The organism is Chromobacterium amazonense, from assembly GCF_001855565.1.
GTDB lineage: Bacteria > Pseudomonadota > Gammaproteobacteria > Burkholderiales > Chromobacteriaceae > Chromobacterium > Chromobacterium amazonense.
This window is the reverse complement of the sequence record NZ_MKCR01000034.1, coordinates 1-21,939: the sequence shown is the minus strand read 5'-3', so window position 1 is coordinate 21,939 and position 21,939 is coordinate 1. Positions and strand designations below refer to the sequence as shown.

Sequence of the window (21,939 nt, the reverse complement as noted above, 5' to 3'; positions counted from 1 at the left end):
CCATATTCGGCTCGCCATTTTTATGTATTGGTATTCAGCCTGCCTGCAGCGCCAGCTTGCGCTGCAAGATGGCCTGGGTCTGCTCCTGGCTGCGCAGCCAGTCGTCACGGGCCACTCCGCGCCTGGATTCGTCGATCTGCGCGGCGGCGACAGCCGCCATCCATTCCTGCCACTCCAGGCGCGCGGCCTGTTGCTGGGCCTCCATCCGGGACAGCTGCTGTTGCAGCAGATCCAACTGGCGGTTGAACACTTGCTGTTGCCGGTCCTGCGCTTGCAGCTGATCGTCCCGCGCCACGCCGCGGCCGGCTTCGTCGATCTGCGCGCTGGCCAAGGCCGCCAGCTCGCCCGCCAAGCTCAGATTCAGACCCGCCCCGGTGGACTGCACGGTCACGCAGTCGGCCGGCACGCCGGACAGCGCCAGGTCGTAGGCCAGCAGCAGCTGCATGCCGGCCTGCTTGTAAGCCAGGGCCTGGGTGCGATGGGACCAGATGGCCAGCGGCTGGCCGCCTTCCAGAATGAAGGCCACCTCGCGTATCCAGAACTCCTTGTCGTCGTCGGCCAGCGCGGTCAGGTGCAGCTGGCGCGGGCCTTCGCTCCTGCCGTCGGCGATCGGGTAGCGGGCGCGCTCGCGCTTGAGCATGGTCTGGCCGGCGCTGGGCGCGTAGCCGGCGTCGCCAAGGGCGACGTGGGTGATCCGCAGCTGGACGCCGTCCTGGCTGGCCAGTTGGATGGCCTTTAGGCCGCTATCCAGAATGATGGGGATCAGCGGGGTGCTGCTCATCGGTTTACCTCCATATTGGCGCGCACCACGGCCAGCGGCTGGATGGCCCCGGCCAGGCGCAGCGTTGCGAAAAGCGGTTTAGCCGGCGGCGGCTCGCAGGCGGCTTCCACCCGCCGCAGCGCCCGGCCCTGCAAAGCGCTGGCCAGTCGCAACGGTTGGTCGAACGCGGCGCCCAGACGGAAGCGGTAAGCGCTGCGCGCCGGCTTCGTCAGATCCACCATGCGCCGCAGGCGGCGGTACAGCTCGGCGTTCAGCACCGGTTCGCCCGGCATCAGGTTGTCGTTGACCCAGGCAGTGAGGTCGAAGGTGTGGGCCTGGGCGGTGGGCTTCTTCTGCCACCACTCGGTCAGTTCCACCTGCACTCCCAGCACCCGGAATACTTCACTCATCGCCCAGCGCGTGCCCTTGTAACGGTGCAGCTCAATGGCGCGCTTGATCAGCTCGCGGCGCTGCCGCGGGTTGCGGGCCAGCAGCCACCCTTCGTCGTTGCCAAGGTGAAACTGCTGCGCCAGCTGCGGCAACAGCTCCTCTTTGACGCTGTCCACCAGGTACACCAGCAGCTCGGCGGCGTCGAAGCGGCCCTGCATGGCCGGATCGGCGTCGGCGCGCGGCATGCCCAGACGACGGGTCAGCTCGGCCAGCGCGGCAAAGCGCGCGTCGCCGGCCAGCACGTTGGAGACCAGGGCGGCGTCAGCCATTGGCCTGCTCCTTCTGATCCACGCTGATGCCGTCCGCGCCGTTGACGCAGTGCGCCCAGCCGTGAGCCGGCACCTGCTGGATGGCCGTCGGCTGCCGCAGGTCCACCTGGTAAACGCCCGGCACCGACAGCACGGCGATCAGCTGCGACGGCACGATGTCCTGCCCCAGCTGGGCCTGTTGTTGCTTTTGATACGCCAGCAGCGCGTCCTTGGCCCGTTGCTTGGTCTGCTGCGCGTCCACGCCCGGATACAGCTTGAGCATGGCCACCACCTGGTAGGAGAACTCCACCGGCTTCAACACGCTTACCTTGTCGGTCAAGGGGCGCACGCGGTCCGCGCTGCAGGTATCGTTCACCGCCTTCAAGATGGCGTCGCTGGGCAGGCCATCCGCCACCAGCGGATACAGCCGCACCTCGCCCGGCGGCACCTGATCGGCCGGCGGCACGCCAGCCGATTGCGAGCTGGCGCTGACCACCGCGACATCGACGATGCTTTGATTGGCGCGCAGGGCGTGGTGGCGATAGGCGGCGGCGCTGCCGGCCACGCTGAACGATTCCGGCGCCAGCCGGATGCGCTGCCGCAGCCGCTCGTCGTCCTCGGCGTCGGCGCCGCCGGCGCTGACGTCCACATTGGCCACCGTCACTTTCACGCCCAGGTCATCCACCAGCTGGCTGATCTCACCCGGCTGATAGCCGTTGCCGGCCTGGCCCGGCAGCTGCGCCACCACGTCCAGCACCACGCTGGACGCCTCCGGCGCCACCACCTGCTGCGCCACGGTCTGGAAGCGGAAGTCGCTACGGCCCGCCACCTGCGTTTGCGCCGGAATGATCACCTGCTGTTTGCGATCCGGCATGAAGCTGAACTGCACTTTGCAGCGCGCCGGCTGCGCCGGCAGCCGGGCCACCCCCACCAGCTCGCCCAGATAATCCAGCATCGGCGCGCGAGCGAAGGCCACCAGGTTTTGCCGGCCGGCATCGTTGAAAGCGGCGCGGGTCACGCTCTCGCGGTAGGCGATCAGGTCGATCAGCAGCCGTTCCACCTGGCCCGGATACACGGTCTTGCCGGACTTGTTCTGGTAGGCGGTGATCAGTTCGCTGACGATCTGCTGCGGATCGTCGTCGATAAACTTGGGAAGATCGGTCGTGCTCTGGGTCATGGTTGTTATCCTTGGTAGGGGCCGGCCGTCACAGCCGCAGTTCGGTCTCGCGGATCACGCCGTCGGCCAGCTTCCACTGCGCGGTCAGATGGGCGCTGCCGTCGGTATCGATGCTGAACAGCACCCGCTGCAGCTGGATGCGCGGCTCGCCGTACAGCGGATGGCTGATCGCCGCCACCGCCTCGCGCACCACATGCGGCCGGGCGCGGTCGGCCGGGTAGTCCAGGTAGCGGAACAGGTCGCTGCCAAACTCCGGCCGCAGCGGATCGCTGCCCTTGGGCGTGCCCAGGATGATGCGCAGCGCCTGATGGATGTCGTCCAGGTTCTCCACAATGTCCGGCGCGTCGGCGGCGAGCGTCTGGCCGCGGGGCTGAAGCGCCGGCTGCCAGTGCAGGGATGAGATGTCGGTTAGCTGTGTCATGGCGTCATGGTGCCAAACCGCCGCGGCGGAGGCTTTTAAAGGGCGTTAGAAAAGGAATTGAAGCCGCGCGGCTGCACGGTGACGGTTTCGCGGCATAGCTGGCCGGCGGCCCAGCGCAAGGGGATCTGGCCACTCAGCGCGGTCTGGCGAAATGGATAGACCGTCGCCCGTTCCATCGCCCCCGCCGCCGTCGCCGGATGGCAGGCACTCCGCTGGCTCAGCTGCCGCTCGCGGTAGGGATAGACCGTGGCCAGCTCGCCGCCCGCGGCGGTGGAGGCCAGCACCGGCAGCGGCTCGTGGCGGGAGAAGCGCAGGCTCAGGCCCTCCAGCTGCGAGCGGGCGTTGCCGTACTGCCCCAGCATGCGCCGCAGCGCGTGGTAGGTCGGCTCGGCCAACCCGTTGGCAGACAGATCGAGGTCGATGCGGAAGCGGTATGGCTCGCCCTGGTACTCGAACCATTCGCTGATCCTGCCGTTCACGCCCAGCGTGGCCAGCACCTGGCGCAAGGCCCAGCGCGTGCCCTTGCTGCGATGCAAGGCGATGGCCTGCTTGATCAGCTCGCGCCGTTGCGACTCGGTTCGCACCAGCAACCAGCCCTCGTCGCCGGCCACGTGCAGCTGCTCAGCCAGCGCCGGCAGCCACTCGGCCTGCACGCTGTCTATCAGGTAAACCAGAAACGGCGGCAGCGCGATCTGCTGGAAGCGCCGGCTCAGCTCGGCCAGCGGCGACAGCCGGCCGTCGCCCGCCAGGATGTTGGGGGTGGTGTCGGTCATGGGAGGACTCTGCAAGCGCCGGCCTGGCCATAAAGCGGCGGCTCACGCCGGCGAGGGAGGAAAGGCGCGATGCGCGCCCTGTGGATCAGCGAGAGAACAGCTTCAGCGGTGAGCGCCACAGGCTGGTTTTGGCCGCAGCTTCAGCGGGGATGGCGCCAGCAGGAGCGCCCGCCGCCAGCGCCTGCAAAGCGGCCAGCGCGCTGTCTGCCGCGGTCTGGACTGCATCCAGACTCGTCGCGTTGCGCACCGCCTCCTTGGCTTTCAGCCGGATGGCGCGGATGGCCGCCAGAGCCTGTTCCGCCGCCATGGCCTTGGCCAGGATGCCATCGGCCGCGTCCTTGCCGCTTAAGCCCTTAGCGTCGGCCCAGGCCTGCACACTGGCCGGCACGTTGCCCTTGTAGCCGGCGTCCTGGTACGCCTGGGCCTCCGCGGCGGCGCGTTGGTACTCCAGGGCGCGCAGCTCGTTGCCGGCGTAAGTCTGGCTGGCGGCGTCGGCGGAGGCGTCCAGGCTGAACAGCAGCCGCTGCTGCAATTCGTCCAAGCTTTCTTTGGGCTGCGGCGCGTTGCCCTGGGCCAGCCAGGCTTCGTACTCATCCCAGAAGCGGTGCCCGCGCGGAATGTGCGCGCCGTCGGCGATGCGGACAATCACGTCCGCTTGATCGGTCAATCGATACATGGTCGTGTTCTCCGTTTACAGTTCGGCGTCGGCGGTCCAGCGTGCTTGCAAAATGGCATCATCAGCCTGTGGAGGTACGTACGCAATGTTTCCCCAAGTAAAACCATCGGTCCAATTATCCCCAGGCGCATAGTTGTAGGCACAACCAACCGTCAAGCCGGGCCCAGAGGCTATATTGGGCCAGAGAGATGCGTTGTAGGTTTGTGCTTCTCCAGCCTTGCTTGTGAAAGGGTTGAAGAATGTGATGGCCGGTTTTGCCCTTTTGGTCTGATGGAAAGTCACCCACCCCATATTGTCATTTACTCCGACATACCGAGCCACCGCACTTCCAGTCTCGAAATAACGTTGACACAGTGCCAGCTCCTCTCCCGGCGAGCGGCGCTCATACTGCGTCGCGACCGGCCCTTCCTCCAACTGCACCTGGGCGATGTCGAACACGCCGGTTTGCGCGGTGGCAATGGCATTCAACTCAGGAAGCGCATCGCTATACGAAAGACCGATAAACACGCTCAGGCAATCATCGCCTTGGCTACCGATGGCACGCCCCTGCAAACTGGGCGAGGTGAATGTGAAACTGAAACGTTGCCAGGCACTGCTCAGATTTGCCGCGGCGCTATTCAACGCCCGGTTTTTGAGCGCCTCGACATAAGGCGCGCTGAACCACTGCTCGACATAAGCCAGGATGGAGCAAGGCTTATCGGCCCTAGCCCAGAAGCTCAGCGTCAGCTGCTTGCCGGAAAAGCGACGCAAATTCTCTACGCGCTGGTTGATCTGGCAGTACTCCCGGACCTTGGATGAGGGGGCCTTGGTCAAGGCTAAACGCAGGAAAGAAGTCGCTCCGCCAAGCGCCTCGGTATCCGCTACGCTGGCATCCATCTTTGCCATCGTCACCCCAGACAAGCCACTACCCAGATCCATCAGCCAGCGATCTGCGGAACCGTATCCGGTTGTCGTCTGGCTCACCCCGCGCTGCCAAACGTCAAACCCACCGTTGATCAACACATTGCGCCGATACGCCTGCACCGGAAAAGTCTGCGCCGGGTCGAAGGCCACCAGTTGCGAGCCGCCCAGCACCTCGCCGCGCGGCCCCACCGTTACCCGGTTGTAGCTGCCGGCCGACACGCCGGTGCGGCCGGACACTCGCTCGAACGCCAGCGCCGTCGCTCCCAATACCACCGGCGCGCCGGCGTCCAACAGCTGCCAAATCGCCCCGCCGTTGACCGTCCCCTGCTCCACCGCGACGAACAAGCCCGGCGTCACTTCCAGGCTGATGTTGGCGTCGGCGGCGCGCGCCCAGCTGCCCGCGCCGGCCAGGTAGATGCCGTTGTCGGCGCCGGCGGCCTGGTTCTTGACCAGCACCCGGTCGCCCAGCTGCAGCGCCACGCCGTCCACGGTTTGCAGGCCGGCCAGCGCGATGGCGGCCGTGGTGGCGGCGCGCACGGATGGCTTGCCGTCCAGCTTGGCCAGTTCCTCGGCGATGCGCTGGTCTACCGTGGCGCGGGTGGCGAGGACCACGCTGGGGTCCACCTGCAGCGTCACCGCCGCGGCGTTGGATACCTCCATGATCAGCCGCACGTACAGCTGCTTGTTGGCGCCGTCGGCCAGCACCGGCTTGTAGCTTTCCGGAAATTTGCCGACGGCGATCAGCGCGCCGGCGGCGTCGAACACGCCCACTTCGCGGATGGTGAAGCCGCCCACCTCGTCCGGGATCACCAGCTCGGCGATGATCCAGTTGGGATTCTGCGCATCGGTGGACAGATTGTTCAGCGGCGCGCGCCACACTTCATGCTTCAACGCGGCTTGCGCTTCGCTGGGGGTGTAGTAGCCGCCGTTGTCGCCGTCGCCCACCGCCATATGGGTAAGCTTGAGCGGCGCGCCGCCGGTGGAGGCTGCCGCCAGCTTGTTCTTGCCGACGGCGGTGAGGAGAGTGAAAAAGTCGTTGCTCATAGGGTTTCCATTGAGAAGGAAAGGAATCAATGCCGCTCCGGCTTACAGCGGCGGGCTGGTCGGGCCGTGCGCGCCCATGTGGTTGTGACCCACCAGGCTCTTGCCGCTGGCGATCACATCGCCGCTGACGCTGACGCTGCCGCTCACCGTGGCCCCGCCGCCGCCGGACACCGCCATGCCGCCCTGGCCGGTGATCGCGCCCTTCACGGTCAGCGTGCCGCTGATCTCGGTGGCCGGCGCGTTGATGCTGACCTTGCCGCCGGCCTGCAGCGTGATGGTGTTGCCGCCCTTGATCAGCACGGCGTCGCCAGCGTCGCCGGTCAGCGTGTTCTGGGTCTTCAGCGTGATGTCGGCCTGGGTTTGCACCAGCACATGCTTCACCGCCCCGCTGACCGTCAGCTGGCTGTCCTTGCGGTCATACTCCAGCACCGCGCCGTCGCTGAAGCGGCGCTGCCATTTGTCGGCGCTTTTCACCGGCACCGCGTCCTGCTCGGAATAGATGGCCCCCAGCACCACGCCGTCCTCGCCGCGCGCGTCCAGCAGCACCGCCACCTGCTCGCCGATATCCGGCAGCCAGTAGTCCTTGTCTTTCAGGCTCTTGCGGCTCAACACCGGCAGCCAGACGGTCAGCAGCTGGCCCAGTTCCGGCAGCCGCACCCGCACCCGATGAGTGTCCGGGTCTTGCTCCGCCACGCTGCCGAACTTCAATGTCGCCAGCGCGTCGGGCAACGATACGTCGTTCATGCCGCCCCCTTGTCAGCGGGTGCCGCCCGCTTCAGTTCCAGTTCACACAAATAGCCCTCCTGCCGCGACAGCCGGTGACGAGCTTGCTCGATCAAATAGCGGCCGGACAGCTTGCCGAAGCCAGCCAGGTCCACATTGCGGCCGGCGGCCAGCTGCGGCGCGCCGTCCACGGTGATGAACATGGAGGTGCGCGCCAGCTGGCGCTTCTCCATCTCCGCCTTGGCCTGCAGCTCGGCCTGCAGCTTGCCGCCGGACTTGCGCGTCAGCTTCACCACATCGGCGCTGCTGGCCTTGCCTCCGGGCGCGGGCGCGTCCGCCGCGGCCCGCGCCGTCTGCAGCGCGCGCTTGTTCGGATCGTGGTAGCTCACCTCCACCGCGCTGGGCACTTGCGACAACTGATCGCGCGCGCGCCAGCTGATCAGGTCGGCCGGGGTGAAGCGCTTCACGCTGGCGGAATCGATCAGGTCGCCGCGCTTCCAGAACACCAGCTTGCGGTTGTTGTCGATCACCTTGCAGATGTAACCGTAGTGGCTGGCCATCCGCTGCAGGAAAGCCAGATCGGTTTCGTGGTATTGGGTGAGCTGGTCGATGTCCACGCCGTCGATCTTGCCCTGCAGCGTCATGCCGTTGCGGCGGGCGATGCGCTGCGCCAGGTCCTGCAGCGTGAGCTTGTCGTAGGCCTGGCCCTGGCGAGTGCGCAGCGGATGCTGCACCCCGGTGGCCAGCGCGCGGATGCGGACCACGGACGGCGGCGCGCTGTATTCCACCTCGTCGATGTCGAAACTGCCCAGCGCCGCCAGCGCCGCGCCGCGGTAGCCCAGCTTGAAATCCAGCGTGGCCCCCTTGTCCGGATACCAGCCGTTCAGCCAGCGGCCATCGCTGTCTTCCAGCTCCACTTCCAGCTCGTCCGATTCGCCGCTCAGGTGGTCGATGTAGCTGATGTTCAGCGCGTAGCGGGCGATGTCGGCGGTGATGGACTGGCCGTTGTAAGCCAGCTCGAATACCGGCGTCGCTACGTCCTGTATGCGGCTGTCCATCATGGCCGCCTCCAGGGCGGCAGCTGGTCGACGGCGGCGCTGTCTTGCGCCTCCAGCAGCGGGATGGCCAGTTGCAGGCCGGCCGGCAGCGTCTCGCTGATCGGCGCCTGCGGGTTGGCGGCGATCAGCATCACCATCTGCCCCACGTCGCCGTAGTACTGCCAGGCGATGTGGTCCCAGCGATCGCCTTCCTTGCAGGTATGCTTGAGAAACATGATTCACTCCAGAATGCTGCGCACCGCCGCCCGCGCGGCCAGCTTCGCCAGCGCCAGATCGCGGTCCGGCCAGTTGTTGTCGATGTCGCGTATGGTGTCGGCCGCCTGTCCCAACTTGTCGGCGACGTTGTCCAAGGTGCAGCCCTCCAGCGAGCGCGCCATGGCGGCGACTTGCTGGCCCATCTTTTGAAATTGCGGAACCAGCGGCTTGATGGTGTCAGCCAGATGGGAAAACGGCTGGATGAAGGTTTTCAGTCGGCCCACGCCCTGCGACAAGCCGGGCAGCGCCGTCTGCACGTCGCTCAGCACGCCGGGCACCCGTCCCAACGCGGACAAAGGATCGCGCCGCGCCAGGTCTTTCAGTTCGCGCACGTCGTTCACCACGGTCCGCACCTGGCCGGCCACGGTCTTGACCTGCGACACCGCCTGCGCCAACCCTTGCAGATTGGGCTTGAAACCGGCGCTGGCCAGCGTCTGCGACAGCTTGGCCTGGGGCAAGCCGCTGACCGTGCCCAGCAGGCCGGGCCGCGGCGCCGGGGCCAGCTGGCCGCCGAATTCGCGCAAGGACAGCTGCGCCTCCACCGCCAACAGATTGCCCTGGCTGTCGCTCTGCCGGCCGCTGCTGCTCAGGTCGGTGATCACGAACAGGCCCTTGTGGTCTCCGTTGCCCAGCACCAGCGCCAGCGCCTGATGCTGCTGCCGCGCCGCATGCAGCCGCTGCAGCTCGGCATCCGGCTGGCAGTAGGCGGCGTGCAGCACCAGATCGATGCGGATCTCGTCCAGCCGGTCGCCGACGAACTGCAGCACCGGCTTGCCGCCGATGCGGCCGTGTTCGGCGTAGTCGCTGCCGGCGCGTTGCTCCAGGCCGTCGAAATAGCTGATCAGGTCGAACTCGATGTCACCCAGTACTGCGTACATCGTTTGCTCCTTTGTTCATGGCTAGGCTCCTCAGCCGCGCGCGGCGTAGCTGCGGCGCTGGCGGTCGGACTCGTAGCGGCGCATCAGCCGCTCGAACTCGGCAAACGACAGCTGCATCGCCTGCTGCACCTGTTGCTTGACGCCCTGCGCGCCGCCGCTGATGGTGATCTGCGGCGAGAAGGTGATATGAAAGATGGCCGCCGCCGGCGCCTGTCTGGCCGGTTTCGACGGGCTGGCCGCCGCCTGCTGGATGCGCTGCAGCTGCTGGGCCTGCCTGTCCTGCGCGCGGGCGCGGTCCCGGACGGGCATGGGCGGCGCGGCCGGCTTCGTCGCAACCGGTTTGAGGGCAGCCGCCGGCTTGAGCGAGGCGGGCTTGGCCGGGACGATGGACTGGGGCCGCGCGACAGGCTTGGGCGCCGCCACCGGCTTGGTCGACAGCGCATGCTTGGCGAACAGCGCGCCGGCCTTTTCGCCCAGCCACTCGCCGCCCTTCCGCCCCAGCCAGCTGCCGGCCTGCTGGCCGATGAACGCCCCGACCGGGCCCAGCACGCTGCCTATCGCCGCGCCCGCCGCGCCGCCGGCCACCGAACCCGCCGCGCCCCCCAGCGCCTTGCCATAGGCTGCCGACTTGGCCTGCGGACTCAGCCGGGACTGGCGGATTTCCGCCAGGTTCGCGCCCAGGCTGGCGATATCGCCCAGCGCCCCCATCCGTTTCAGCGCGCCTTTGGCCAGCCCGCGCGCACCGCCCATGGACTTGAGCGCGCCGTCGCCGGACTGGAGCAACTTGCCTCCGGACAACAGCGCTTTGCTCTTGCCGATCCCCTCGCTGACGCGGGCCTCCTTCAGCGCCGCCCCGCGTTGGGCAAGCGGCTTCGCCGCAGTTTTGGCTGCCGGCTTGGCCGCTGCCTTGCCGCCGCGCTCAGCCGGCTTCGACGCGGCCGGCGGTTTACCGCCGCTCGTCCTGCGGGCGGACTGCTTGCTGGGCTTGGCATCGTCCTCATCTGCCAGGTCGTTTTTCAGGAAGCTGACGCCAGCCGCCAACAGCCGCTTGGGCAGGCTGCCCTTGGTCTGGCGGAAACGCTTCAGGGCCGAGCCGGTGCGGCCCAGGTATTCCGCTGCCGTCGAGCTGTAGCCTTGCGCCTTGTCCAGCCAGGCCAGGGCGCGAGCGGTATCCGGCAGGCGGTTGCCCAGCAAGGGATTGAGCTTGGCGCGCGCCTGCTCATACCGCTGGCGGCCAGCCTCGGTGCGCAAGACCTTGGCCGCGCCGCCAGTCAGTTTCTCGCTCAGCTCGCTGCCGCGTTTCAGGGTGCCGGCGGCGTGAATGGCCTTGTCCAACAGAGAGGCGGTCGCAGCCGACTTCCTCCTGGCCTTTGCAAGCGCCTCGCCCGGCTGAGTCTTGACAGATTCTGAGCCCGCCTTCCGCTTAGCCTCGGCTACCGCCGCGCCGCGTTTGGCTTTGCCGGCCGCTGAACTGCGCTTCTTGTCCGCCTTCTTGCCTCCGGCCGCGTCCGCCTCGTCGCCCTTCAGGAAGGCCGCGCCGGCGGCCAATAGCCGCTTGGCCGTGCTGCCCTGGGTATCGCGATACGCTTTCAGCGCATCGCCGGTGCGGCCCAGGTAGTCCGCCGCCTTTCCGCTGTAGCCCTCGGCCTTGTCCAGCAGAGACAAGACGCGCTTGGCGTCGGGCAAACGCTTGCCCAGCAGTGGATTGAGTTTGGCCCGCGCCGCTTCGTAGACTTTGCGGCCCATGTCCGCGCGCAGGGCCTTGGCCGCGCCGCCGGTCAGCTTTTTGCTGATCTCGCTGACTTGCTTCAGCTTCTCGGTCGCGCCTATGGCCTTGTCCAGCCAGCCGTCGGCTTCGCTTTCCTGCCGCTTCAGCTCGGCCACAACCTGGCCGGGACGGCTCTTGCCGTCGGGCTTGGCGGACGATGTTTTCTTGGCTTTGTCGCTGTCGCGCTTGGCGGCGGCTTTGCCTTGTACCTTGGTGTCAGATTTCTTGTCTCCGGCTACCGCGTCCGCTTCGTCGCCCTTCAAGAAGGCCGCGCCGGCGGCCAGCAGCCGCTTGGCCGTGCTGCCCTGAGTGTCGCGATACGCCTTCAGCGCATCGCCGGTGCGGCCCAGGTGGTTCGCCGCCTTGCCGCTGTAGTCCTCGGCTTTGTCCAGCAGCGACAAGACGCGCTTGGCGTCGGGCAAACGCTTGCCCAGCAGTGGATTGAGTTTGGCCCGCGCCGCTTCGTAGACTTTGCGGCCCATGTCGCTGCGCAGGGCCTTGGCCGCGCCGCCGGTCAGCTTTTCGCTGATCTCGCTGACTTGCTTCAGCTTCTCGGTCGCGCCTATGGCCTTGTCCAGCCAGCCGTCGGCTTCGCTTTCCTGCCGCTTCAGCTCGGCCACCGCCTGGCCGGGACGGCTCTTGCCGCTGGGCTTGGCGGACGATTTTTTCTGCTTCGCGGTGGCGTTGGCCGCGCCTGGTTTGGCGGACGCGGCGATGCCGTCGTCCATGCCGCGCAGCAGCTTGCCGGCCCATTCGCCGCCCTTGGCGATGCCTTTGGCGACGGACTCGGTGGTTTTCAGGCCATTCAGAATCGATTCGACGCTAGGCAGCTTGCCGCCCAACTTGGCATTGAGCTTGCCGTGCAGCTTGTCAAAGATTTTGCGGCCCAGGCCATCAGATAGCAGGGCGTGTGCTTTGCCGCTGACGTCGGCCGCGACGGTGCCTGCTTTCTGCACGAAATCGGCGGCGCGGATGAATTCCTGCCGGGTAGGCAGACGCAGTTTGTCGAGAGGGGAAGAGAAGGCGGGGGACGAGCGGGAGGGGGAACGCGGCGCTTCGCCGGCGGCATCGCTGTCGCCGCCTTTGCGCTCGCCGCCCTTGCCGCCGCGCTGTGCCGGCCGCTGCCAGTCGGCCGACGGCATGTCGCGGCGGGTCTTGTCCTGGTCGCGCCGCTGCCGTTCCACCTTCTCTTCCACCAGGCGGATGACGGCGCTAAGCCGGACCGAGGCCAAAAGCTCGATCCGGCGGGTCTGCTGCAGACTCAGGACGGATTGCAGCGCCTGTCCGCGCCGCAAGCTGGCTTGCCACGCCTCGTGCTGGCGGGTCAGCCACCCCAAGGTGGACGCCAACTGGCGATGCTGGCTCTCCAGCCTGGCCAGATCCAGCCCGGCATAGGCCTGGCGGGTCCGTTCGACATTGCCGGCCAGATCCTTCTGCGCATCGTTGAGGCGCAGGCTGCACTTGCGCAGCTCGTCCAGCGCAGCGCGGGCGGAGCGGAAAGCGTTGTCGAAGACCCCGGACAGCGTCGCGCCCACCTTAAGACCGATGAAAAACTCGCTTACCATGGTGTGTGCCTGTGATGGGGAAAGAAAGGGGCGGCCGGCCCCGGTCCGGCTTGCGGACGGCGACCGACCAGAAAGATGGGGGAATCAGATAGCGTCCAATAGTTGCTGCTGACGCTCGCCGCGGCGCTGGACTTCGCGTTCGGCCACTTCGCACCAGAACCAGTAATCGTCCATGGCCAAGGCGTCGATTTCCGACGGCGGCAGCCCCAGCACCGTCAACAAGGCCTCGTCAAACGCCCTGAGCGTGCTCGGCTCCGCCCACCATGTCGCGAAAGCTGTCCGCCAGGGCGCGGCTGTCGGCGATGTCCAGTTGGTCGATGTCTTCCAGCGTCAGGCCGGTCATGCGGGCGAACAGGAAGTCTTCTTGGTCGGCATCATCCTGGCTGTGCTGGCTGGCGGCCTTCAGGTCGGCGCGCTTCAGGCGGCGGATGTCCAGCGCTTCGATGCGTTGGCCGGCGGCATTGGTGAACGGGTATTGCAGCTTGATTTGCATGATGGTTCCTTGAAGCGGGTTGGGAATGCCGTCATTGTCCGGCTTCCGGAATGCGGGGTATGCGAAAGCGATTTAGGAAGCGGCTTTAAAACCTCCCGCAGGGCAAACCCGCGGGAGGCGCCAGCCAGCCTTAGCCGCCGATGTTCTGACGGTACAGTTCCAGCATGTCGTTGCCGGCCACGCGGAAGATGTTGGCCATGTAGTCCAGCTCCAGGATGTCCTCGCCGCCTATCACCTGCTTGATATAGGTGGCGGTGAAGGCGGAGCTGAAATCGGCGTTTTCATGCTGCTTGAAGGTGCCCATCGGGTTCTTCTTGAACATCACCGTCAGATAGGTCACCAGGCTGACCTGCTGCAGCCGGCCCTGCGAGCCGTAGGTCTCGATATTGGAACGCGCCTGCAGCTGCACGGCCTGGAACGGATTGGCGACGGTCTTGGCCACGTCCTTGTACAGCGAGTTCCACTTGATCTCGCCCTCCAGCTTGTCGAAGCCGGCCGGCAGCTCGATCTTGCCGACCATGCCCAGCGCCTTGTGCTCCTGCATGATGGCGGCCACATCCGGCAGCTTGATCTCCTCGGCGCGGCCAAGCAGCGAGTTGCCGTTGATGTAGATGTTGGCGTTGGTGATGCGGTTGATTTCAATCTTGCCGGCCATGATTAGTTGCCTCCTTTCAGGCTGAGCAGGTATTCCGAGGTGATCTCGGTTTCAAAGGTCAGGCGTTCCAGCGGCGGGGCCACGGTGTACTTGTAGCTGATCAGCAAGTGGCCGGAAGACAGCTCGGTGGCCGGGTTGCGCGCCGGATCGAACCAGGCCTTGAAGCCCAGCAGGGCGCCATCGCCGATCAGCTTGCGGCCGTAGCCGTTCACCGACTCCACCAAGGAATCGATGGTGGCCTGGTCCAGCGGCATATCGATGTACTGCTGGCTGAAGTAGCGGATGGACTCGTTGATCACGTCGCCGGTGCGGCGCACGTTCTCGAAGTTGCGCATGCTGGACACAGTGGGCCAGGCGGCGGTGCGGTTGCCCCACAGGCGGAAGCCGGTGCCGACGCTGTTGAACACGGTGGTGATGCCGGCCGCGTTCAGCTGGTTCACTTCGCAGTTCGGATCGTCGATCATCGCCGACAACGGACGCTCGACGCCGACCACGCCGGCCAGTTCCTGGTTGGAGCTGGACCACCAGAAGCCCTTGTCCTTGTCCACTTTGGCGCGCAGGCCGGCGGCGCGGGCCGACAGCGCATCCAGGCGCAGGCCGCCGTTGCCGTCGGCCACCATCACATACGGGTAGCACAGGCGCACGCGGTCGCTGGAGGTGTTGAAGTTGATGGTACCGTTCGGGCCGCGGCCGGCCAGCGCGTCGGCGAAGGCGGTGCCGATCGGCGCATCGACATAGGCGATGGCGTCCAGCCGGTCCGCCGCCGCCGCCAGTTCCGCCGCCACGGTGTTCTGGGTGCAGAAGCCCGGAGCGATCAGGATCTTGGCGAAGAAGCCGAACAGGTTGTAGGTGTCCTGCAGCACCTTGATGCCGATGCGCTTGCCGGCCGCGTTGACGCCGCCGATGATGTCGGCTGCGGTCACCTTGGTCGGGTCAGCGTAGTCGTAGCTCACCTTCAGGCTGGCGCCGACAGCCATCGCGCCGGTCTTCACGCGGGTCAGCTTGCCGTAGGTCGCGTCCAGCTGGTAGTCGGCGCCCGCCGCATAGGTGATGCTGCCGTCCGCGCTCTTCACCACCACATTGGCCACCGCCTGCTTTTGCAGCGCGGCCACGCCGCTGATCGCATCCAGCGTCACCGCCTCGGCGGCGATGCTGGTCTTGTGCACAGACGGGTCCAGCACGTTGATCACGATCACCGAGCCGGCGCCGTGGTCATAGATGGCGCTCAGCGCCTGCGGGATGGTGAAGCCCGGCAGTTGCGGGCCAAAGGCCGCCGCGTCCTTTTCGGACAGGCTCAGCACCGGGGCGTTGATGCCGCCCGCCGGGGCTTGCGGCGCGGTGCCGATCAGGCCGATCACGGCCGACTTGACGGTGCGCACCGGGCGCGGGCCGCGCTCCACTTCGATGGTTTCTACGCCATGCAGATAGTTTGCCGCCATGCTTACGCTCCTTGTTCAGCGGTATGGAAAGACGTTGCGACGCCGGCAACGGAAACCGGTTGCGGGTTCAGATAACCCAGCGCCACCAGCGTGCGGGTGTAGTTGTGGTCCTCCGGCATTTCCACTTCCTTGCCGGGAAACAGCATGATTTCCTGGCCGTCGGCCAGGGTGACGCCGCTGATCGGGCCGGAATACAGATACTTCATGGTTGCTCCTCGAGTGAGACTGCGGTTAGCACAGGCAGGGATTCCGGGGCCGCCGCCGTCACCTGCAGAGTGTCGGTGGCCAGCGCGATGGCGTAGCGCGCCACCCCATCGCGGTAACCCAGGAAGGTTTCGGACAGCAGCCACGCCGGCTGGCAATCCGGCGGCGCGAAGCCCAGGCAGCTTTGCCGGACAGCGTCCAGCACATCGCCATCCGCCTCTCCGGCGCGGCTCTGGCCGAGCAGAACCGTGATCGTCAGCTGCAGGGTGCGCAGCTGGCCGTAGCCGTCGCGCAGCGGACCGAACTGGCTGCCGCGCAGGCACAGCAGGGCCGCGCCTTGCGGGTGCGTCAGCGGATAGTCATCCTCGGCGCCGGCGAAGTACTCGACGGTCAACTGCGGCACGCCGGCACGCAAACGCGCCAATAGCGCGTCGACAATTTGGGAAGTGCTTGCCACAACGGAACTCCAGGACAGGGAAAGGGATGCGCGCAAACGCGCTCGGATCGCCGGCCAGCGAGGCAGCTTGCCGAACGAGGCAGAGAATGCCGGATGGGAGGTGGGATATCTTGTAGCCGGCTTTAGGAAGTGCGGCACTGACACGGCGCTGACACCGGTCAAAAGGCGTGACGAGAGCGGAAATGGAAAAATGGCCGCATTGGATGACATCGCCAGCGGGAGCGCACATGCAAGCACAATTTCGCAGCAAGGGACCGGAACTGCTGACCGACCTGACCGACCACATCGCCCTGGCCTTGCGGCAGCTGGCCAACACCGAGAGCCGCCAGGCGGAAAAGATCGCCCAGGAAATCACCCGCCGCATGGCGCAGCACTGGGGCGGCCAGAACATCTACTTCCCGCTGGGCAAGAGCAGCAAGTCTGCCGAGCGCGACCGCCTGATCCTGCAGGAATTCAATGGCGGCAACCATGCCGAACTGGCGCTGAAGCACGGCATTTCCGTGCAATGGGTGTACAAGATTCTGAAGAATGCCCGCAAGGCGCAATAAGACTGGCCGCGCCGGCCGCAACCATGCAAAACGCCCGATGGTTTCCCATCGGGCGTTCTAGATTGAAAGTAACAAGCGGTCAGCGCGCCGGCTCGATCGATACAGCGGCCGATTCGGTAATCACCGCCACCACTTGGTCTTTCACCGCGATCTCATCCAGCAGTTGCGGATTGCGCACCTCCACATCCATCCGTCCGCCATGCGGGCCTTCCAGCGTCACGACGCCATTGGCCCGATCCAGGGCCACGACATTGCTGACCACCGTGCGCCTACGGCTCTCAGTCACACCGGGCTTGCCGCCTTCCGGCGTTTGCGTCTGCACACTGCCTTCAATGTCCTTGCGTATGTTGTCGCCGCCCTTCTTCAAGGCCAGCGCCAGTGCGCTGCGGTAGCGGATCCTAACCCGGTCCCCTACCTTCAGCTGTTCCAGATTGCGCACCTCAGGCGAAACGGGAAACTCCAGCACCCAACCCTGGTCACCCTTAAGCATGACCACGCGCTGAGCAAGATCGATGGCTGCCACTTCGCCCCCCGTCTCACGCTGCTGCACAGCGACATCTGCCGCGACCAGCTGCGCGGGCGACGCATCGGCATGCGCCCAAGTTGCCGTGACAAACATGCCGCTGAACAGCACTGCATAAACTCCGGCTTTGAATCGCATCGCGAGACCTCTGATTAAGAATGGGATCCCATCATACCGCGTCCAAACGCAAAAAACCCCGGCTCATGAAGCTGGGGTGTCTGGTTCGCGTGCGGATCTTGGATTCGCTCGCAATCCAGCTTGGGCCGCGCAGGCTTCAAGTAGGCTATCAGGAAATCAAGCACGTATCGCAGAGACTGTGCGGCGATAGGCAGGATTTCCTCTCCCTCGCCGCTGTCGAAACAGCGGGGATTTTTTACGCCCGCCACCGAGGACAAAAAATGAAATACAACCATATCGGCATACCGACCCGCAGTCGCTTCGACAATGAAATCGATCTGCCGCACCTGAAAATGACGGTCAGCGACCATCAGGACAACGCCTTCGGCATCCAGTGGCAGCGCTACTGGGATGACGCGCCCTATCCGGAACTGGTCAAACAAGTCCCGCATGTCGCATTTGAAGTCGATGATCTGGAACAAGCGCTGGCGGGTCACAAAATCTTGATCGCCCCCAACAGCCCCAGTCCGGGCCTCACCGTCGCCTTCATCGAGGTCAACGGCGCTCCGGTCGAACTGATGCAGTACGATAAAAATAACTAAGCCCCGACAGTGTCTGTCGGGGCGGGTGTCGCGCATTCGGCGCGCGCAAAGCGCAAAGCCCAGCTCGAAGAGCTGGGCTTTGTCGTATCGGGCGTCTGGCGGTGTCCTACTTTCACATGGCGAATGCCACACTATCATCGGCGCTAAGGCGTTTCACGATCCTGTTCGGGATGGGAAGGCGTGGGACCACCTCGCTAAGGCCACCAGACATAAACTGTACAAACTGCAAGAAGCCTGAACCAGAGTCGCTCTCTGATTCTGAATATTCGGTATTTGATGTTCTTCGCACATCCACTCTCGTCACTTAGCCTCGCTAAGCCACTCAAATGATAGGATCAAGCCTCACGAGCAATTAGTATCGGTTAGCTTCACGCCTCACAGCGCTTCCACACCCGACCTATCAACGTCCTGGTCTCGAACGACTCTTCAGGGAGGTCAAGCCTCCAGGGAAGTCTCATCTTCAGGCAAGTTTCCCGCTTAGATGCTTTCAGCGGTTATCTCTTCCGCACTTAGCTACCCGGCGATGCGACTGGCGTCACAACCGGTACACCAGAGGTGCGTCCACTCCGGTCCTCTCGTACTAGGAGCAGCCCCCGTCAAACTTCCAACGCCCACTGCAGATAGGGACCAAACTGTCTCACGACGTTTTGAACCCAGCTCACGTACCACTTTAAATGGCGAACAGCCATACCCTTGGGACCGGCTACAGCCCCAGGATGTGATGAGCCGACATCGAGGTGCCAAACACCGCCGTCGATGTGAACTCTTGGGCGGTATCAGCCTGTTATCCCCGGAGTACCTTTTATCCGTTGAGCGATGGCCCTTCCATTCAGAACCACCGGATCACTATGTCCTGCTTTCGCACCTGCTCGACTTGTCGGTCTCGCAGTTAAGCTACCTTTTGCCATTGCACTATCAGCACGATTTCCGACCGTACCTAGGTAACCTTCGAACTCCTCCGTTACACTTTGGGAGGAGACCGCCCCAGTCAAACTGCCTACCATGCACTGTCCCCAATCCGGATCACGGACCAAGGTTAGAACCTCAAAGGGGTCAGGGTGGTATTTCAAGGTCGGCTCCACCAGAACTAGCGTCCTGGCTTCTTAGCCTCCCACCTATCCTACACAAACCACTTCAAAGTCCAATGCAAAGCTACAGTAAAGGTTCACGGGGTCTTTCCGTCTAGCAGCGGGGAGATTGCATCTTCACAAACACTTCAACTTCGCTGAGTCTCAGGAGGAGACAGTGTGGCCATCGTTACGCCATTCGTGCGGGTCGGAACTTACCCGACAAGGAATTTCGCTACCTTAGGACCGTTATAGTTACGGCCGCCGTTTACCGGGGCTTCGATCAAGAGCTTGCACCCCATCACTTAACCTTCCGGCACCGGGCAGGCGTCACACCGTATACGTCCACTTTCGTGTTGGCACAGTGCTGTGTTTTTGTTAAACAGTCGCAGCCACCGATTCTCTGCGACCTCTCAAAGCTTCGAACGCGAAGTCCTACACTCTAAGAGGCATACCTTCTCCCGAAGTTACGGTATCAATTTGCCGAGTTCCTTCTCCTGAGTTCTCTCAAGCGCCTTAGAATTCTCATCCTGCCCACCTGTGTCGGTTTGCGGTACGGTTCTTGTGTAGCTGAAGCTTAGTGGCTTTTCCTGGAAGCGTGGTATCAGTCACTTCAGGTCCGTAGACCCTCGTCATCACGTCTCGGCCTTAAGGGGCGGCGGATTTGCCTACCACCCCAGCCTACCGGCTTAAACAGACTATTCCAACAGTCTGATGACCTAACCTTCTCCGTCCCCACATCGCACTACACAAAAGTATGGGAATTTTAACCCGTTTCCCATCGACTACGCTTTTCAGCCTCGCCTTAGGGGCCGACTCACCCTACGCCGATGAACGTTGCGTAGGAAACCTTGGGCTTTCGGCGAGCGGGCTTTTCACCCGCTTTATCGCTACTCATGTCAGCATTCGCACTTCTGATATCTCCAGCATCCCTTACGAGACACCTTCACAGACCTACAGAACGCTCCCCTACCACGCATCGGCTTCCCTTAGCCTGCTTGTTTCCCTCATGGCCTGGCGACCATTGGGGTGGGCTTTGTCATCGCTTCGCGATGACAAGCTTGCAACAAGCTAAGGTGAAGCCGACGCATCCGCAGCTTCGGTTATCAGTTTGAGCCCCGTTACATCTTCCGCGCAGGACGACTCGACCAGTGAGCTATTACGCTTTCTTTAAATGATGGCTGCTTCTAAGCCAACATCCTGGCTGTCTAGGCCTTCCCACTTCGTTTACCACTTAACTGATCATTTGGGACCTTAGCTGGCGGTCTGGGTTGTTTCCCTCTTGACGATGGACGTTAGCACCCACCGTCTGTCTCCCATGCTCGCACTTTCCGGTATTCAGAGTTTGCCATGGTTTGGTAAATCGCAATGACCCCCTAGCCATAACAGTGCTTTACCCCCGGAAGTGATACATGAGGCACTACCTAAATAGTTTTCGGGGAGAACCAGCTATCTCCGAGTTTGTTTAGCCTTTCACCCCTATCCACAGCTCATCCCCTAGTTTTGCAACACTAGTGGGTTCGGACCTCCAGTGCGTGTTACCGCACCTTCATCCTGGCCATGGATAGATCACTCGGTTTCGGGTCTACGCCCAGCAACTAAAGCGCCCTATTCGGACTCGGTTTCCCTACGCCTCCCCTATTCGGTTAAGCTCGCTACTGAACGTAAGTCGCTGACCCATTATACAAAAGGTACGCAGTCACGGAACACGTCCGCTCCCACTGTTTGTATGCATCCGGTTTCAGGTTCTATTTCACTCCCCTCCCGGGGTTCTTTTCGCCTTTCCCTCACGGTACTGGTTCACTATCGGTCGATCACGAGTATTTAGCCTTGGAGGATGGTCCCCCATCTTCAGACAGGATTTCGCGTGTCCCGCCCTACTTCTCGTATGCTTAGTACCAAGAATGCGTTTTCGTGTACGGGGCTATCACCCACTATGGCGGTCCTTTCCATAACCTTCCACTAACGCAATCTCTATCACATACAGGCTGTTCCGCGTTCGCTCGCCACTACTTACGGAATCTCGGTTGATTTCTTTTCCTTCAGCTACTTAGATGTTTCAGTTCGCTGAGTTCGCCTCCTCAGACCTATGTATTCAGTCTGGGATGACCCCTAAGGGCCGGGTTTCCCCATTCGGATATCGCGGGATCAAAGCTCTATTGCCAGCTCCCCCGCGCTTTTCGCAGGCTTACACGTCCTTCATCGCCTGTGATCGCCAAGGCATCCACCAGATGCACTTAGTCGCTTGACCCTATCATTTCAGTAACCTAGATCACTAAAACAACAAGTGTGTTTGTGCGACGACTGCACCGCCCCTTTTGAGTTGGCGACGCAGCCTTAGATACAATCAAATACCCAAGATGACGATTTGTCCGCGTAAAGAGTTAACTCTACGCTTTCATTTCGCCGTCTTATATATTCGGCTTCTTCAGTTTGTTAAAGATCGGGCGTTTTACAACGCAAACAGAATCAAACTTCTCAATTCGATTTTGTTTGCGGTGTGGTGGAGGATGACGGGATCGAACCGACGACCCCTGCTTGCAAAGCAGGTGCTCTCCCAACTGAGCTAATCCCCTCTTTTGGGTGATGCTGCGTTGCTCAGTCGCTCATGTGCATAAGCACATGTCGCTCCCTCGCGCCTTGCCTGACCCAAAAAATACTGGTGGGTCTGGTAGGACTCGAACCTACGACCCTGCGTTATCAACACAGTGCTCTAACCAGCTGAGCTACAAACCCAGTAGTCGCTTCATACCACATCCTTTTCGATCAAAATCAAGCAGATCCAGGCGAAAGCTGACGACGTGTACATCCAGTACACGAGGAGGCTTTCAACGCAGAGCTGCGCAGATTTTCATCGAAAATGCCCTTAACTTGAATAACCGATAGGCTGTAAGTACTTGACGATCGCCTTCTCTAGAAAGGAGGTGATCCAGCCGCAGGTTCCCTACGGCTACTTGTTACGACTTCACCCCAGTCATGAATCCACCGTGGTAAGCGGCCTCCTTGCGGTTAGCCTACCCACTTCTGGTGAAACTCACTCCCATGGTGTGACGGGCGGTGTGTACAAGACCCGGGAACGTATTCACCGCAGCATGCTGATCTGCGATTACTAGCGATTCCGACTTCACGCACTCG

The 21,939-nt window shown here is 63.5% G+C and carries 21 protein-coding genes, 1 tRNA gene and 3 rRNA genes; 2 read left to right on the top strand and 23 right to left on the bottom strand.

What is annotated here, in order from left to right; genetic code table 11:
* Nucleotides 1-34: 34 nt before the first annotated feature.
* The 18 genes from BI343_RS18405 to BI343_RS18325 form a co-directional block, all read right to left on the bottom strand.
* Nucleotides 35-781: a phage tail-collar fiber domain-containing protein gene (locus BI343_RS18405; protein WP_139165785.1), complete on the bottom strand. Its 747-nt coding sequence runs from the start codon at nt 779-781 to the stop codon at nt 35-37.
* Nucleotides 778-1,479: a phage tail protein I gene (locus tag BI343_RS18400; RefSeq protein ID WP_071110827.1), complete on the bottom strand. Its 702-nt coding sequence runs from the start codon at nt 1,477-1,479 to the stop codon at nt 778-780. Before BI343_RS18400 ends, BI343_RS18405 begins: the two co-directional genes overlap by 4 nt.
* The gene (locus BI343_RS18395) at nt 1,472-2,635 is read right to left on the bottom strand and encodes a baseplate assembly protein (RefSeq protein WP_071110826.1); all 1,164 of its coding nucleotides are present in this window, start codon (nt 2,633-2,635) and stop codon (nt 1,472-1,474) included. Before BI343_RS18395 ends, BI343_RS18400 begins: the two co-directional genes overlap by 8 nt.
* A 28-nt stretch (nt 2,636-2,663) precedes the next feature.
* Nucleotides 2,664-3,056, bottom strand: a complete 393-nt coding sequence (locus tag BI343_RS18390; protein ID WP_071110825.1) for a GPW/gp25 family protein — start codon at nt 3,054-3,056, stop codon at nt 2,664-2,666.
* Nucleotides 3,057-3,091: 35 nt separating this feature from the next.
* On the bottom strand, nt 3,092-3,829 hold the full coding sequence (locus tag BI343_RS18385; RefSeq protein ID WP_071110824.1) for a phage tail protein I: 738 nt from the start codon (nt 3,827-3,829) through the stop codon (nt 3,092-3,094).
* Between the two features lie 85 nt (nt 3,830-3,914).
* Nucleotides 3,915-4,505, bottom strand: a complete 591-nt coding sequence (locus tag BI343_RS18380; protein ID WP_071110823.1) for a hypothetical protein — start codon at nt 4,503-4,505, stop codon at nt 3,915-3,917.
* A gap of 15 nt (nt 4,506-4,520) precedes the next feature.
* Nucleotides 4,521-6,452: a phage tail protein gene (locus BI343_RS18375; RefSeq protein ID WP_071110822.1), complete on the bottom strand. Its 1,932-nt coding sequence runs from the start codon at nt 6,450-6,452 to the stop codon at nt 4,521-4,523.
* A 42-nt stretch (nt 6,453-6,494) separates the two neighbouring features.
* The gene (locus BI343_RS18370) at nt 6,495-7,196 is read right to left on the bottom strand and encodes a phage baseplate assembly protein V (protein ID WP_071110821.1); all 702 of its coding nucleotides are present in this window, start codon (nt 7,194-7,196) and stop codon (nt 6,495-6,497) included.
* Complete coding sequence (locus BI343_RS18365) at nt 7,193-8,236, bottom strand: phage late control D family protein (RefSeq protein WP_244886693.1); 1,044 nt, start codon at nt 8,234-8,236, stop codon at nt 7,193-7,195. The genes BI343_RS18370 and BI343_RS18365 overlap by 4 nt, the downstream gene beginning before the upstream one ends.
* Entirely contained in the window at nt 8,233-8,448 is a 216-nt protein-coding gene (locus BI343_RS18360) for a tail protein X (protein WP_083341074.1), read from the bottom strand. Before BI343_RS18360 ends, BI343_RS18365 begins: the two co-directional genes overlap by 4 nt.
* Nucleotides 8,449-8,451: 3 nt before the next feature.
* Nucleotides 8,452-9,366: a phage tail protein gene (locus BI343_RS18355; protein WP_071110820.1), complete on the bottom strand. Its 915-nt coding sequence runs from the start codon at nt 9,364-9,366 to the stop codon at nt 8,452-8,454.
* 30 nt (nt 9,367-9,396) lie between these two features.
* Nucleotides 9,397-12,699, bottom strand: coding sequence for a hypothetical protein (locus tag BI343_RS18350; protein ID WP_071110819.1), 3,303 nt, complete (start codon nt 12,697-12,699; stop codon nt 9,397-9,399).
* 84 nt (nt 12,700-12,783) lie between these two features.
* On the bottom strand, nt 12,784-12,918 hold the full coding sequence (locus tag BI343_RS20650; protein WP_262983064.1) for a hypothetical protein: 135 nt from the start codon (nt 12,916-12,918) through the stop codon (nt 12,784-12,786).
* A gap of 10 nt (nt 12,919-12,928) precedes the next feature.
* A complete protein-coding gene (locus BI343_RS18345) occupies nt 12,929-13,192 on the bottom strand; it encodes a phage tail assembly protein (protein WP_071110818.1) in 264 nt (87 codons plus the stop codon).
* Nucleotides 13,193-13,322: 130 nt separating this feature from the next.
* The gene (locus BI343_RS18340) at nt 13,323-13,847 is read right to left on the bottom strand and encodes a phage major tail tube protein (RefSeq protein WP_043623302.1); all 525 of its coding nucleotides are present in this window, start codon (nt 13,845-13,847) and stop codon (nt 13,323-13,325) included.
* Between the two features lie 2 nt (nt 13,848-13,849).
* Complete coding sequence (locus BI343_RS18335) at nt 13,850-15,286, bottom strand: phage tail sheath subtilisin-like domain-containing protein (protein WP_071110817.1); 1,437 nt, start codon at nt 15,284-15,286, stop codon at nt 13,850-13,852.
* Between the two features lie 2 nt (nt 15,287-15,288).
* Entirely contained in the window at nt 15,289-15,492 is a 204-nt protein-coding gene (locus BI343_RS18330; RefSeq protein ID WP_043623291.1) for a hypothetical protein, read from the bottom strand.
* The gene (locus BI343_RS18325; protein ID WP_043623288.1) at nt 15,489-15,947 is read right to left on the bottom strand and encodes a Gp37 family protein; all 459 of its coding nucleotides are present in this window, start codon (nt 15,945-15,947) and stop codon (nt 15,489-15,491) included. Before BI343_RS18325 ends, BI343_RS18330 begins: the two co-directional genes overlap by 4 nt.
* Nucleotides 15,948-16,174: 227 nt before the next feature.
* Between BI343_RS18325 and BI343_RS18320 the strand changes: the two genes are divergently transcribed.
* On the top strand, nt 16,175-16,495 hold the full coding sequence (locus BI343_RS18320) for a Mor transcription activator family protein (protein WP_071110816.1): 321 nt from the start codon (nt 16,175-16,177) through the stop codon (nt 16,493-16,495).
* A gap of 79 nt (nt 16,496-16,574) precedes the next feature.
* Here BI343_RS18320 and BI343_RS18315 read toward each other — a convergent pair whose 3' ends face one another.
* Nucleotides 16,575-17,156, bottom strand: a complete 582-nt coding sequence (locus tag BI343_RS18315; RefSeq protein WP_071110815.1) for a hypothetical protein — start codon at nt 17,154-17,156, stop codon at nt 16,575-16,577.
* A 65-nt stretch (nt 17,157-17,221) separates the two neighbouring features.
* Between BI343_RS18315 and BI343_RS20500 the strand changes: the two genes are divergently transcribed.
* On the top strand, nt 17,222-17,737 hold the full coding sequence (locus BI343_RS20500) for a VOC family protein (RefSeq protein ID WP_244886692.1): 516 nt from the start codon (nt 17,222-17,224) through the stop codon (nt 17,735-17,737).
* Between the two features lie 93 nt (nt 17,738-17,830).
* On the opposite strand, the gene rrf is transcribed toward BI343_RS20500, so the two are convergent.
* From rrf to BI343_RS18285, 4 genes are all read right to left on the bottom strand, one after another.
* Nucleotides 17,831-17,945, bottom strand: a 5S ribosomal RNA gene (gene rrf, locus BI343_RS18305).
* Between the two features lie 123 nt (nt 17,946-18,068).
* Nucleotides 18,069-21,055 (bottom strand): 23S ribosomal RNA (locus BI343_RS18300).
* Between the two features lie 409 nt (nt 21,056-21,464).
* Nucleotides 21,465-21,540: transfer RNA gene (locus tag BI343_RS18290), tRNA-Ile, on the bottom strand.
* A 181-nt stretch (nt 21,541-21,721) separates the two neighbouring features.
* Nucleotides 21,722-21,939, bottom strand: a 16S ribosomal RNA gene (locus BI343_RS18285); the annotation flags it as partial.